We start from the raw sequence: 13,270 nt of genomic DNA, 5'->3' as shown, positions 1-13,270 counted from the left end.
ATCTATGTCCCCTGGATATACTCTTCCTGTCTTCGCCTGTGCCAGTGCGATCGCAGCTTTGCGCCATCTTCAGCAGCAATGTTCCCCTGCGCAGGTGACAGTCAATCTAATTAAGCCAGCAGAACAAGCAATAATTGACATTGAACAGGTAGCCACAATCGATCGTAACTGTGCGATCGCCATTACCCGCAGCGATCCTGGCGATCATTTAGATTTGACTCGCAATACTCCTATTTGGGCAAAAGTAAGTCTAAGTTTTAATTCAGATGACCCTAAACAAGTCACCATCCAAGGAGGAGAAGGTATTGGCAAGCAACAAGATAACCAAAACCAAGCAGCAATCTATAGTTATGCTCAAGAATTAATTCAGGCAAATCTGCAACCTTTATTAGAGCAAAATCAAAACATCACCGTAACCATAATTTTACCCGCAGGAGTGCAATTAGCTAAACGCACCTCTAATGAAGCTTTTGGCGTAGTTGAAGGGCTTTCTCTATTAGGAACTACAGGCATAGTCCAGCCACTAACAGCACCTAGTCAACTATCAGCATATCAAGCAGAGATTAAAACCAAAGCAAAGCTGTTTGATGCTCTAGTATTTTGTATTGGCGAGAACGGCATCGATTTAGCGCAAAAATCGGGCATAGATCCCCAAAGAATTATTAAAACTGCCAACTGGCTCGGCTCAATGTTAGTTACTGCTGCTGCTGCTGAGGTTAAATCAATCTTACTGTTTGGTTATCACGGCAAATTAATTAAGCTAGCGGGAGGAATTTTTCATACCCACAATCATCTTGCTGATGGCAGATTAGAGATCCTGACCGCCTATTGCGCCAAGCTGGGATTAGCAACTTCTCAAACTCAACAAATTTTTAACTGTGCCACTACCGAAGCTGCCCTAAATTTATTACGAGAATTTGATGTAACAGAAGTAGATAATTCTCATTGGGTAGACTTAGTTTATCAAGAACTAACTCAGGCGATCGACACCAAATGCCAGGACTATATTTACAAGTATACAGAACAGAAACTTTGTGTGGGTTCAATACTATTTGACCGCAGTAGAGAAGTGATCAAAAGAAGCGATAATGCTCTTTTGTTACTGCCTAAATTATGTTAACCTATGAAGATATTTACCGTAATTTCTCTTAATAAAGGGTTTCCCGCTAAAATCATAACTCTCCAAATATAAATTTGGTATCAAAAACTCAAGTTTCTTTACACTTTGTTACCTAATTACTTACATAGACTTCCTAGAGTATAGTGACTATTCAAACACAACCAATCTCTTCTCCCAGCAGCGATACTTTCGCTTCTGACTCTTTAGTCAATCAAGTCAATCGTCAAACAATTATTATCATCGATTTTGGTTCTCAGTACTCCGAGTTAATTGCTCGTAGAATTCGAGAAACTCAAGTATATTCAGAAGTCTTATCTTACAGAACGAGTGCTGAAGAACTGCGGAAAATAGATCCTCGCGGGATTATTCTTTCTGGCGGGCCTAACTCGGTATACGATGACCAGGCACCCAAATGCGATCCTGAAATTTGGAATCTGGGTATTCCGATTTTAGGTGTGTGCTACGGGATGCAGTTAATGGTGAAGCAGCTTGGGGGAACGGTCGAAAAAGTTAAGCTAGGAGAATACGGTAAAGCACAGCTATTTATTGAAGATCCCACAGACTTACTAACCAACGTCGAAAATGGTGCAACCATGTGGATGAGTCATGGAGACTCCTGCACCGATTTACCAGAGGGTTTTTCGATCTTAGCCTACACCAAAAATACTCCCTGTGCAGCAATATCTAATCCCGAACGAAAACTATTTGGGGTACAGTTTCATCCCGAAGTAGTTCACTCAGAAGGCGGAATTGCCTTAATTCGCAATTTTGTTTACCATGTTTGCCAATGTGAACCCACCTGGACAACCGAAGCTTTTGTGGAAGAGTCGATTCGCGATATTCGAGCGAAAGTTGGTGATAAACGTGTTCTGCTGGCTCTTTCAGGAGGTGTAGATTCCTCGACTCTAGCTTTTCTGCTCCATCGAGCCATCGGCAATCAATTGACCTGTATGTTTATCGATCAGGGGTTCATGCGCAAGGGTGAACCAGAAAAACTGGTAGAAATATTTAAAAATCAATTTCATATCCCTGTTGAATATGTCATGGCGCGCGATCGCTTTTTAAAGCAGGTGGAGGGAGTAATCGATCCTGAATTGAAACGCCGTCGGATCGGACATGAGTTTATTCAGGTTTTTGAAGCAGAATCTAAGAAACTAGGCCCTTTTGACTATCTAGCTCAAGGAACTTTATATCCTGACGTAATTGAGTCCGCAGATAGTAACGTCGATCCTCAAACTGGAGAACGAGTAGCGGTAAAAATCAAGAGTCATCACAATGTTGGTGGTTTACCAAAAGATCTACGTTTCAAACTAGTAGAGCCTTTAAGAAAACTCTTTAAAGATGAGGTACGCAACGTGGCTCGCGCGATTGGGCTACCAGAAGAAATTGTCCGTCGCCATCCTTTCCCTGGCCCTGGTTTAGCCATCAGAATTGTGGGAGAAGTTACCGCCGAAAGATTAAATATCCTGCGGGATGCTGATTTTATTGTGCGGGATGAAATTAGCAAGCAGGGAGTATACCACGACTACTGGCAGGCTTTTGCCGTCTTGTTACCCATTCGTAGTGTTGGGGTGATGGGAGACAAGCGCACCTATGCTCATCCAATTGTCCTGCGTTTTATTAACAGTGAAGATGGCATGACCGCAGATTGGGCAAGAGTTCCTTACGATATGTTAGAAACCATCTCGAACCGTATTGTTAATGAGGTTAAGGGAGTCAATCGGGTAGTGTACGATATTACCTCCAAACCCCCTGGAACAATTGAGTGGGAATAATAGAGTTATTGCTGATGTGAATTAATTTGTCAGCAATAGGGAAATAGGGAAATAGGGAAATAGGGAAGTTGGGTGTATAAAGTTAATTTATCCCCGACGCGAAGCTAGTCCCTAAGTCCCCAAATCCCCAAGTCCCCAAACCCCAAATCTTTAAGGGGAAAACTTTTTAGTTCTAGTTAATGATCGCTTTTTCCTGTTCTTGAGCCGATTTAATGGCAGCTTTGTCTTTGATATCTTCTTGTTCAGTCATTAATTTAATGATTGAAGCTTTTTCTAGCAACCCCAGAACTTTGCCCGCTGCACCAATGACCACTAGCTCACGAGCTTCGGTAGTCTCAAACAGCTTTGCTACTTCCAATAAAGAAGTATCCGCAGCAATAGTATCGACTTCGGGAACAGGTTTAACTAACTCAGTCAGATAAATATCGTTCCAATCAGAGGTGTGGATCTGTTTCAAATCTTCAGTAGTAATAAAACCAAGTAACTGTTGATTTTCATCCACCACTAAAAACTTTTTCCAGCGCTCTTTACCAATCACGTAGTTGTTCACGAACTCTCGAATTGAAAGACTGCTGCTGACAATCGGGCTATCAGCAATCACCGCATCTTCTGCTGTATATTGACTTAACTTGTCCTGTACAGTGGCAGATTGAGCAGCAAAACCAGCATTTTGTAATAAGAAAGTACCAATTAAGAGAGTCCAAATGCTCCCTACTTGACTAACACCAATTACGGAAAGTATACCTAGAGCGATCGCGATCCAGCCGATTACCTGACCAACTCGACCTGCAATAATTACGCCCTTGTTAGGATTACCTGTAATCTTCCAAACAATCGCTTTTAAGACATTCCCACCATCCAGGGGTAAGCCAGGGATCATGTTAAATACTGCCAAGACTAAGTTGATATAAGCGACTAAAGAAATAATTGCCTGCATCGGTGTAGTCAAAGGTGCTGTTGTGGCAACGAAGGTAAACAGACCAAATAATAGCAGGCTAACTAATGGCCCAGCGATCGCTACTGAAAATGCCTGTAAAGGGGTTTCCGATTCTTTTTCGAGGGTAGCTAAACCACCAAAGATAAAGAGGGTGATTGACTTAACGGAGATTCCCTGAGAAATAGCGACAAAGCTATGTCCTAATTCATGGGCTAATACGGAAGAGAACAGCAACAAGGCAGTAACTAAACCTAGCAGCCAAGGTGTGACCCCAGTTAATTCAGGAAATTGAGTTAGTCCCGAGCCATAGCTCCAGGTAACTAAAGCTAAAACAAAAAACCAAGAAGGGTTAATAAAAAAAGGTATACCGAATAAGTTACCGACGCGAATGTTGCCGTTCATGGCACGCTCCTGTTTGAATTACGAGATCATAATTCCAATATTATTAAAGGGAATTATGGTTATTTTTAGGCTTTTTAATTATTAAAATTGTAACGAACAGTAAACCACAAAACATCTATCTGACCTACAGTAAAAACCGTCCCCAAGTTTACGGTAGCAACTCATCACATTTTGAGCATAATAATAATAGAGAGTTGCTGAAATAATATGCCATGCCAGATATAACCCCTAACTATCCCGATTCCTATCGTCAAGAAGATATTCAAGCAATTTTAAATTTGGCGATCGCCAATCACCATACTGACGAAGAACTGAGCCGACAACAACTGTGGGAAATTGCTGCGGAGTTAGACATCAGCAATAGCATGATTCAAGCTGCTGAGAAAAGCTGGTTAGAACAAAAGACGATTGACCGTCAGCGTAGTGCCTTTAATCTAGTCCGCCGTCAAAAATTTCAGCGGAAACTGACTAAATATGCGATCGTCAATACTTTCTTAGTTTCCTTCAACTTCATTTTAGTAGGGACGCTGTCTTGGTCGTTGTATATCCTGCTATTTTGGGGATTGGGAGTAGCGTTGAATGGATGGAAAGCCTATCAATCTAGTGGTGAAGAATACGAACGAGCTTTTCAAAGATGGAGCTTTCAAAATGAGGTCAAGCAAACCGTCGCTACTGTCTGGACAAAGGTTCAGCAAGTCTGGCAAGCCTGAAGTAACAAACCATCAATAATTAAATAGTTTGAGATAGTTTGAGTCAATCAGGGTATTTCATTGATTTTCAACACTAAAGGATACACTTCGTTATCAATTGTTCAATGATCAATGTTCACTGATCATTGATAAAGTGGAGCCGAGCAGAGTCGAACTGCTGTCCAAGCCAGCTATTCACTTGCCCATTCGTTCACAGGTTTAGCTCTTTTTACCCTTAGAGCGGGGGTCATCAATTATCCCTGATGGCAGGATTCTTTGATAAAGTCTTTTCTGAATAATCTACCAAAGAAAATTATTCAGAGCATCCGTTGGGGTTTTGTCTTTAGTCCTTAACGGAGTCAAACTAGAGACGAGCAAATCTGAAAGCGCGACATTGCGGTCTTGTTGCCTTGCAGCAAAGAGCAAATGTCGCAAGAAGTTTTTCTAGATTTAGGCAGCTACTGCCTGACGCTCAAATTTTACGATGTTATTTGCATCTATATTTAGTTTGAGTCTGATTTACGAGATGGTACTCACTCTCGACCTGAATCACGGATTAGTTTTTACTAACCTGTCGAAACCTTTACGGCCCCATGTTTTTTAAAAGCTGTTAGCTTTTAGCTGTTAGCTCTTAGCTTTTGAAAAGCGCAGTTAATAACTATGCTTTACATGATTATTCTAGCTAACTTTGAGTTAGATAGCTATAAAGTACCAAAGCTTAAACATTACAAAACATTGAGTTGTCTACTAGCTAATACTTTGACGGCGATATTCATTTTAAACTAGTAAATCATACCTAATCTAGATAGTTAAATCTTGAGGAAAAAAAAATATTTAGATTAGTGCATTGCCCTATAAAACAGAACTCCCAACTTTAGTACTTTAGTATAAAAAATCCTATGTTCCCCACTAATCGCCCTCGCCGCTTGCGCCAACATCCCCAACTACGTCGGATGGTGCAGGAAACTCTAGTTACGGCTAATGATTTGATCTATCCTCTATTCGCCGTGCCTGGAACATCTGTGGCTAACGAAGTGAGATCGATGCCTGGAGTTTACCAACTTTCGGTAGATAAAATTGTGGAAGAAGCCAAAGAAGTTTATGGCTTGGGTATTCCTGCGGTAATTTTATTCGGCATTCCCGAAGATAAGGATCTTGAAGCCACTGGTGCATGGCACGATTGCGGGATAGTACAAAAGGCCGCCACTGCCATTAAGCAAGCTGTACCTGACTTACTAGTAATTGCCGATACCTGTCTTTGTGAATACACTACCCACGGACACTGTGGATATTTGGAAACAGGCGATCTAACAGGAAGAGTACTCAACGATCCAACTTTAGAATTACTCAAGAAAACTGCCGTAGCTCAAGCGCAAGCGGGGGCGGATATTATTGCTCCTTCAGGCATGATGGATGGTTTTGTCAAGGCAATTAGAGAAGGGTTAGATGCAGCTGGGTTTCAAGATACTCCTATTCTTTCCTATGCTGCTAAATATGCCTCGGCTTATTATGGCCCTTTTCGTGACGCAGCCGATTCTGCTCCTAGTTTTGGCGATCGCCGTACCTATCAAATGGATCCTGCCAACGGTACAGAAGCCCTTAAGGAGATTGAATTAGATATCGCCGAAGGTGCAGATATGCTGATGGTGAAACCCGCCTTGTCATATATGGATATTATTTGGCGCGTCAAGGAAGCGACTAATTTACCTGTAGCTGCTTATAATGTTTCTGGGGAATATTCCATGGTTAAAGCTGCTGCTTTAAATGGCTGGATTGATGAGAAAAAGGTAACTTTAGAAACCCTAACTAGCTTTAAACGAGCTGGTGCGGATTTGATTTTGACTTACCATGCCAAAGATGCAGTACGTTGGTTAGCTGAATAAACTGTTTAGATATCTGAAGGGCGATCGCGTTGAGAAATATAGTGCGATCGCGCCTTCGTAGGGTGGGCGACGCGAAGCTAGTACTTTAGTGCAAAAATTAAAAAGACAAAAAAACATTTCAGCAAGAGTAATGTTGCCCACCACAAATCACTCTCCCACCTGCTGCGATATTCTTTTAAAATCCAATAAATTCAAAGATTTTCCACCACATATACAACCACAATCTTGAGCATATCTGCCTTGGCTAACCCATTTAGAAAAACTCGAATACTCCCATAGATGAGGGCAAGAAACTAATCCATGCTTAACGGGATTGTAATGAACATAATCCAAATACTGGTGCAAAGCGGCTTCCTCTTTAATGGTGTGTTCCCAAAAACGTCGTTGCCAAACATCGCTCTCCCTATGTTTAAGCCGTGAAGCAGAAACCTGATTAGATAAAGGATAATTAGCCTTAAAAGCACGAGTAAATAAAACTTTTAATCTCGATATCTTTTGAGAATAATCAGAGTCATTAGGAGATAATTGCCACACAAAATGAATATGGTCTGGCAAAACTACAGCAGCCAGAATCTCAAATGGTTTTTTGGCTTTAATTTGGGCAGTAGCAGCACGCAAAAGCTCAACATTAGCTGGATCTTTAAACAAAGGACGACGGCAATATGTAACCAAGGTAAAAAAATAAATACCACCTGGAAGATAAACTCGTCGATAATTAGGCATTGAAACTGAATTCGGTGGGCATAGTCAGAACATCACTATCTTAAATATATTTTTTGCCGATGCCCACCCTACACAAGGATAATCGCTTGCAGTTTAAGTTTTTGGTTACGAGCGATCGCATTTCCAGGCGATCGCTTTTTTCCCAGTGGCAAGCTATAATAAAATGAGTATTTAGAAACAGCCTCTCTCTTCAGAAGCAAGGAACAATGAATATCTAGCTCCAGCCGTTTGTTATGAATCGCCTACAATAATTCTCTAGGCTAGATTTTAAGCAAACAGTCTAATTTAGGCAAAAGCGATCGATTGTATCTATTTTCTCTGTAACAATTAACGGCTGTCTGATTTCTACAAGCTTGTTTTTAATGATTCATTAAGCAATAAATCGCTGGTATCTTTGCAGTTAAATTCGGTAATTACCAATGTCAGTATGGGTAATCTCTAGCCATACATAGCGCGATATATCTTATCATTAATTAACAATTGGCATTATAATAAGCATCGTTGCCATCAGAAATTAGATTGGCTGCATAACGTTTAACAGACGATTGAAATCTAAACCTAAGACGGATTAGATCTGCAACAATCAATGACCTCACCACCTAGCTATCTAAAAGATAATTACCCGTCGGTAAACTCCGCGAACGTGAGGTCAAGTATTAATCATCAAAATATAGACAAAAATGAAAGACCTTTCTCGATATCGGAACATAGGCATCTTCGCTCACGTGGATGCTGGTAAAACAACCACTACAGAAAGAATCCTCAAGCTTACTGGTAAAAGTCACAAGATCGGTGAGGTACATGATGGAGAAGCAACAACTGACTTCATGGATCAGGAAAAAGAACGTGGTATTACGATCCAGTCGGCTGCCACTAGCTGTTTCTGGAAAGATCATCAGCTAAATATCATTGATACTCCTGGTCACGTTGATTTTACAATTGAAGTTTACCGTTCTCTCAAAGTTCTTGACGGTGGGATTGGTGTGTTCTGTGGTTCGGGTGGGGTTGAACCTCAGTCTGAAACTAACTGGCGTTACGCTAACGATTCTAAGGTTGCTCGGGTAATCTACGTTAATAAACTAGACCGTACTGGAGCCGACTTTTTTAGTGTAGTTAAGCAAGTTAAAGAAATTCTGGCGGCGACTCCTCTAGTTATGGTTTTACCTATCGGGGTGGAAAATGATTTTAAAGGCGTAGTCGATTTATTGACTCGCAAAGCTTGGATCTGGGATGATTCTGGTCTACCAGAAAATTATGAAATCCAAGATGTTCCTGCGGATATGGTTGACGACGTGGAAACTTACCGCGAACAGCTAATTGAAACTGCGGTAGAACAAGATGATGAATTGATGGAAAAATACCTTGAGGGTGAAGAGCTTTCCATCGATGAAATCAAGGGTTGTATCCGTAAAGGTACGCGCGAATTAGCTTTCTTCCCTACTTACTGTGGTTCTTCCTTTAAAAATAAAGGGGTTCAGTTAGTATTGGATGCGGTAGTTGACTATCTACCTAACCCTACTGAAGTTCCACCCCAGCCTGAAGTTGACTTGGATGGTAATGAAACTGGTAAATATGCGATCGTTGACCCAGAAGGGCCTTTCCGTGCTTTAGCTTTTAAAATCATGGATGACCGCTATGGTGCATTAACCTTTACTCGAATCTACTCAGGTACGTTAAACAAAGGCGAATCTGTGCTGGATACTGCTACAGGTAAAACTGAGCGTGTAGGACGGATGGTTGAAATGCACGCCGATTCTCGTGAAGAAATTGATTTTGCTCAAGCAGGAGATATTATTGCGATCGTTGGTCTGAAAAACATTCAAACTGGACATACTCTCTGCGATCCTAAAAACCCAGCGACTCTTGAGCCGATGGTCTTCCCCGATCCTGTAATCTCGATCGCCGTAACACCGATGAATAAGGGTGCGTCAGAGAAAATGGGTATTGCTTTAAGTAAGATGGTGCAAGAAGATCCTTCTTTCTATGTAGAAACTGATTTTGAAAGCGGCGAAACTATCATCAAAGGAATGGGAGAACTACACTTAGACATTAAGGTAGACATCCTCAAGCGTACTCATGGTGTGGAAGTTGAAGTAGGTAAGCCTCAAGTAGCTTATCGAGAGTCGATCACTAAAGCCGTTACTGATAGTTATACCCATAAGAAACAGTCTGGTGGTTCTGGTCAGTTTGGCAAAATTGACTACACGATCGAGCCTGGAGAACCAGGTTCTGGCTTTGAGTTTGAGTCCAAAGTTACTGGTGGTAACGTTCCTCGTGAATTCTGGCCCGCAGTCGAAAAAGGTTTTGCCAGCAGTATTGAAAAAGGTGTCTTAGCAGGTTTCCCTTGTGTGGATTTAAAAGTAACCCTCACTGACGGTTCTTTCCACCCTGTCGATTCTAGTGCGATCGCTTTTGAAATTGCCGCTAAATCTGGTTATCGTCAAACACTACCTAAAGCTGGCCCACAAATTCTAGAGCCTATTATGAACGTGGATGTATTTACTCCTGACGATCATATGGGTGATGTTATTGGGGACTTGAATCGTCGTCGTGGCATGATTAAATCGCAAAACTCAACGCCGATGGGGGTTCGCATCAAAGCTGACGTACCTTTAAGTGAAATGTTTGGTTATATCGGTGACTTACGTACGATGACTTCTGGCCGTGGTCAGTTTTCGATGGAATTTAATTACTACTCACCTTGTCCGAAGAATGTGGCAGAAGAAGTTATTGCTGAAGCCAAAGAACGTCAAGCAGCTAAGTAAGTAATAGTTACAAGCTAAAGATTATCTTGAGCATTGTTTTAGCTCAAGCTGTAAGTTATAAAATCTAGTCTCGTTTAGTATTTTTTACTAAGCGAGATTTTTTTTGAGAGCTAATTAATAGCCTCTTTCACTTGCTTTGTAGTTGATATTTGACAAATCTTATTTTACCAAATAGACTATATGTGAAATAAAAACTTAAAATTATAGTTTTATTTTACTTGTATGAAATAAGATAATTATTCCTCGAGTCTTATTATGCGATCTGGTCAGTTTGTAAAACAAGTTGAAGGTTACACTGCATTTATTCCTGCACCACTGCCACCAAAACCAGAAGTAAAGATGGATGCAGAACTGACTCGTTTACTTTCTCAAGCAGATCGTTCTCTTGGGAGATTGGATGGTGCTACCTCCATTTTGCCCAATCCCGATTTATTTGTCGCCATGTATGTTCGTCAAGAGGCAGTATTGAGTTCTCAAATTGAAGGTACTCAAAGCACTCTTGAAGATGTATTACAGTATGAAATCGATGTTAAAGGACAAGAACGACCAAAAGACATAGAAGAGGTTGTCAATTATGTTAATGCTTTGCAATATGGTTTAGAGCGTCTCAAAGAATTACCGTTATGTTTACGTCTGATTCGAGAAATTCATGAGAAACTGCTTGATGGAGTTAGAGGAAGCGATCGCACTCCTGGAGAATTTCGTAAAACGCAAAACTGGATTGGTTCATCAGGTAGCACCTTGGCACAAGCAACTTTTGTTCCTCCGCCAGTTGTGGAAATGCATAATGCTCTTAATAATTTAGAGCAATTTTTGCATCAACAGGACTCGCTTCCTGCATTAATCCACTGTGGTTTAGCTCATGCTCAATTTGAAACGATTCACCCTTTCTTAGATGGAAATGGTCGCATTGGTAGACTGTTAATTACATTCTTACTATGTCAAAGAGAAATATTACAGAAACCATTACTTTATCTCAGTCATTACCTTAAGTTTCATCGTGCAGAATACTATGACAGATTGATGGCAGTACGAACAGAAGGTAACTGGGAAGGATGGTTAAAGTTTTTTCTCAAAGGGATTTTTGAGGTAAGTAAGTCAGCCACCTCTACAGCTAGATCTATTCTTAATCTGCGAGAACAACATCGAGAGTTAATTGGTAGAGAAATTAATAACAGTGGCTATGGGTTACGGTTACTAGATTTACTGTTTGAAAAACCGATAATTAATATTCCATTGGTAGAGGAATATCTGGAATGCTCCTATGGAACAGCTAATAAAACTGTCAAACAATTAGAAAAATTAAGTTTAATCAGGGAAATCACAGGCTGGCAACGTAATCGTCTTTATCGATATGAACCCTACTTAACTCTTTTCGATAGTAGCGATCGCAATTAAGTTAGTAAATATATTATTTAGGATAACATTGCTTATGGATGGAAGGCGATCGCTTATCTACATCTTGGTGCGATCTCTCATTATATCTTCTCGATCATCTGAACAGTTATACAAAAAACATTTACACTTAAAATGAATTAGCTACAGTTTAATGATGAAATGAATACTCAACTTGTTGAATCTATATATCAAGTTATTCAATCTCTCTCCGATGAGGAAAGATTGCTTTTAGAACAAAAGTTATTTACCGATTTGCCTTATCCTTCTCAGAAAGAAATTATTAGTTTAGCTGAAGCAAGTAATGTTTTTGATTTTCTCAATGATGAACCAGATATTTATAGCTTAGAGGATGGAGAACCTGTCTAATGGCTTTGAGTAAAGGAGATATTGTGTTGCTTCAGCTTCCATTTAGCGATCTTAGTCAATAAAATTGTTAATACAAAGTGATATCTATCACTATATTTAATATTCAAAAAATTATCATAGTAATATCCTATTTATTATGAGCTATGTCTTTAACTTTAAAATTAGAATTGAAATCTGACAATCAAGTATTAGTTACTAATCTTTTAACTAATGAATATAAGCAAGTATTAGTTAGTTTTTTACAAGAAGCTGCTGCTGACTCTTTAATGATGTTATTTCAGTACAAATACTATGAATTAATAATTAATGCTGAAGAAATATGGCATAAAGTTAAGTGTTTTAATCCTGAAATAGAAGGAATAAAAGCAGTTTACATAGAGCAAGAATTTAAAAGAATTATGTCGAATAATGAATGGATGAAAATTACAGATTATGATCTAAAAATGTATAATAAAGCTTTATCTTCTTGGACAAATTCATATAATTCTCAACCAAATAAACAGAATTTTGATAAATTTGTCTTTGTTCCTGTTGCTGGTGGCGCAATGGCTGGTGCATTAACATATAGTGCCATTGGCGGAGTGGGTATAGTTGCTTCTGGAAGTGCTTTAGGAATTGGAGCTTTGGGTTTAACTGCTTTAGGAACAATCGGAGGTTTAGCTGCTTATGGTGTAAGCAAAGCCATTTATTGAAAGCTAGATAACTCTTTTGCTAGTTTTATGATCGCAACTGAAACAAATCTTTCTACTCAGTTAAATCTCTTGATTGTTCTAATAAAATTTTCCAATCATTAGGAGGATTCCCACTTTCTAGGATCTTTTTAAATACTTGATAAGCATCAGTCTTACTTTCATACGCACGCTTAGACTTTTCATCATTAACCCAAGCATAGACAATAATTTTTTGTTGCTGATGATATCGAAAGAACAAACGATATTGCTGAAAAAACTTGGCTCGAAACCAATGTTTATATTCACTGCCAAGAGTATTTCCCTGACGATATTCTGGACGAGTTGGATCTTGAGGGATGATTTCAAAAGCCAGTTTATTTATTGCTGCCAATCGTTTAGTTGCATTTTTCTGGTGATAGTCTTGCGGGTATTTCTGGCGTAAACGTTCTACTTGCTCAGTTAATTCTTCTACCTGACTGATAAATAATGGATGAGCATAAATACACCATCCGTTAATAATTAAGGCTTGACCTGCTGACAA

Annotated in this window: 11 protein-coding genes and 1 other RNA gene; 8 read left to right on the top strand and 4 right to left on the bottom strand. The window is 39.7% G+C overall.

The features are described 5' to 3' along the window. Nucleotides 1-4 precede the first annotated feature (4 nt). The gene (gene cbiD / locus KME09_03375; GenBank protein ID MBW4532954.1) at nucleotides 5-1,120 is read left to right on the top strand and encodes a cobalt-precorrin-5B (C(1))-methyltransferase CbiD; all 1,116 of its coding nucleotides are present in this window, start codon (nucleotides 5-7) and stop codon (nucleotides 1,118-1,120) included. 230 nt (nucleotides 1,121-1,350) lie between these two features. Further along, entirely contained in the window at nucleotides 1,351-2,895 is a 1,545-nt protein-coding gene (gene guaA, locus KME09_03370) for a glutamine-hydrolyzing GMP synthase (protein MBW4532953.1), read from the top strand. A 172-nt stretch (nucleotides 2,896-3,067) separates the two neighbouring features. On the opposite strand, the gene KME09_03365 is transcribed toward guaA, so the two are convergent. Beyond that, complete coding sequence (locus KME09_03365) at nucleotides 3,068-4,234, bottom strand: site-2 protease family protein (GenBank protein ID MBW4532952.1); 1,167 nt, start codon at nucleotides 4,232-4,234, stop codon at nucleotides 3,068-3,070. A gap of 212 nt (nucleotides 4,235-4,446) precedes the next feature. On the opposite strand from KME09_03365, the gene KME09_03360 reads away from it, so the two are divergent. Then, the gene (locus KME09_03360; GenBank protein ID MBW4532951.1) at nucleotides 4,447-4,944 is read left to right on the top strand and encodes a 2TM domain-containing protein; all 498 of its coding nucleotides are present in this window, start codon (nucleotides 4,447-4,449) and stop codon (nucleotides 4,942-4,944) included. Nucleotides 4,945-5,075: 131 nt separating this feature from the next. Here KME09_03360 and ssrA read toward each other — a convergent pair. Further along, nucleotides 5,076-5,516: a transfer-messenger RNA gene (ssrA, locus tag KME09_03355) on the bottom strand. A gap of 306 nt (nucleotides 5,517-5,822) precedes the next feature. Here ssrA and hemB point away from each other — a divergent pair. Continuing rightward, nucleotides 5,823-6,806 (top strand): porphobilinogen synthase, encoded by a 984-nt coding sequence (gene hemB / locus KME09_03350; protein MBW4532950.1) that lies wholly within the window; start codon nucleotides 5,823-5,825, stop codon nucleotides 6,804-6,806. A 147-nt stretch (nucleotides 6,807-6,953) separates the two neighbouring features. On the opposite strand, the gene KME09_03345 is transcribed toward hemB, so the two are convergent. Then, on the bottom strand, nucleotides 6,954-7,529 hold the full coding sequence (locus tag KME09_03345; GenBank protein MBW4532949.1) for a transposase: 576 nt from the start codon (nucleotides 7,527-7,529) through the stop codon (nucleotides 6,954-6,956). 680 nt (nucleotides 7,530-8,209) lie between these two features. Between KME09_03345 and fusA the strand changes: the two genes are divergently transcribed. The 4 genes from fusA (at nucleotide 8,210) to KME09_03325 (ending at nucleotide 12,750) form a co-directional block, all read left to right on the top strand. Then, a complete protein-coding gene (gene fusA / locus KME09_03340) occupies nucleotides 8,210-10,294 on the top strand; it encodes an elongation factor G (GenBank protein ID MBW4532948.1) in 2,085 nt (694 codons plus the stop codon). Between the two features lie 255 nt (nucleotides 10,295-10,549). Then, nucleotides 10,550-11,692 (top strand): Fic family protein, encoded by a 1,143-nt coding sequence (locus KME09_03335; GenBank protein ID MBW4532947.1) that lies wholly within the window; start codon nucleotides 10,550-10,552, stop codon nucleotides 11,690-11,692. Nucleotides 11,693-11,851: 159 nt separating this feature from the next. Beyond that, nucleotides 11,852-12,058: a hypothetical protein gene (locus tag KME09_03330; GenBank protein MBW4532946.1), complete on the top strand. Its 207-nt coding sequence runs from the start codon at nucleotides 11,852-11,854 to the stop codon at nucleotides 12,056-12,058. A gap of 143 nt (nucleotides 12,059-12,201) precedes the next feature. Further along, the gene (locus tag KME09_03325; GenBank protein MBW4532945.1) at nucleotides 12,202-12,750 is read left to right on the top strand and encodes a hypothetical protein; all 549 of its coding nucleotides are present in this window, start codon (nucleotides 12,202-12,204) and stop codon (nucleotides 12,748-12,750) included. Nucleotides 12,751-12,802: 52 nt separating this feature from the next. On the opposite strand, the gene KME09_03320 is transcribed toward KME09_03325, so the two are convergent. Next, nucleotides 12,803-13,270: a type II toxin-antitoxin system YhaV family toxin gene (locus KME09_03320; GenBank protein MBW4532944.1), complete on the bottom strand. Its 468-nt coding sequence runs from the start codon at nucleotides 13,268-13,270 to the stop codon at nucleotides 12,803-12,805.

Origin of the sequence: Pleurocapsa minor HA4230-MV1 (assembly GCA_019359095.1) — a bacterium.
Lineage (GTDB): Bacteria > Cyanobacteriota > Cyanobacteriia > Cyanobacteriales > Xenococcaceae > Waterburya > Waterburya minor.
Note: the sequence above shows the minus strand (reverse complement) of the source record. Positions and strands in the feature narration are given on the sequence as shown.

Bases quoted from the DNA above. Each gene is read 5' to 3' on its own strand.
- cbiD (MBW4532954.1), top strand. From the start codon at position 5: ATGTCCCCTGGATATACTCTTCCTGTCTTCGCCTGTGCCAGTGCGATC.
- KME09_03365 (MBW4532952.1), bottom strand. From the start codon at position 4,234: ATGAACGGCAACATTCGCGTCGGTAACTTATTCGGTATACCTTTTTTT.
- KME09_03360 (MBW4532951.1), top strand. From the start codon at position 4,447: ATGCCAGATATAACCCCTAACTATCCCGATTCCTATCGTCAAGAAGAT.
- hemB (MBW4532950.1), top strand. From the start codon at position 5,823: ATGTTCCCCACTAATCGCCCTCGCCGCTTGCGCCAACATCCCCAACTA.
- KME09_03345 (MBW4532949.1), bottom strand. From the start codon at position 7,529: ATGCCTAATTATCGACGAGTTTATCTTCCAGGTGGTATTTATTTTTTT.
- fusA (MBW4532948.1), top strand. From the start codon at position 8,210: ATGAAAGACCTTTCTCGATATCGGAACATAGGCATCTTCGCTCACGTG.
- KME09_03335 (MBW4532947.1), top strand. From the start codon at position 10,550: ATGCGATCTGGTCAGTTTGTAAAACAAGTTGAAGGTTACACTGCATTT.
- KME09_03330 (MBW4532946.1), top strand. From the start codon at position 11,852: ATGAATACTCAACTTGTTGAATCTATATATCAAGTTATTCAATCTCTC.
- KME09_03325 (MBW4532945.1), top strand. From the start codon at position 12,202: ATGTCTTTAACTTTAAAATTAGAATTGAAATCTGACAATCAAGTATTA.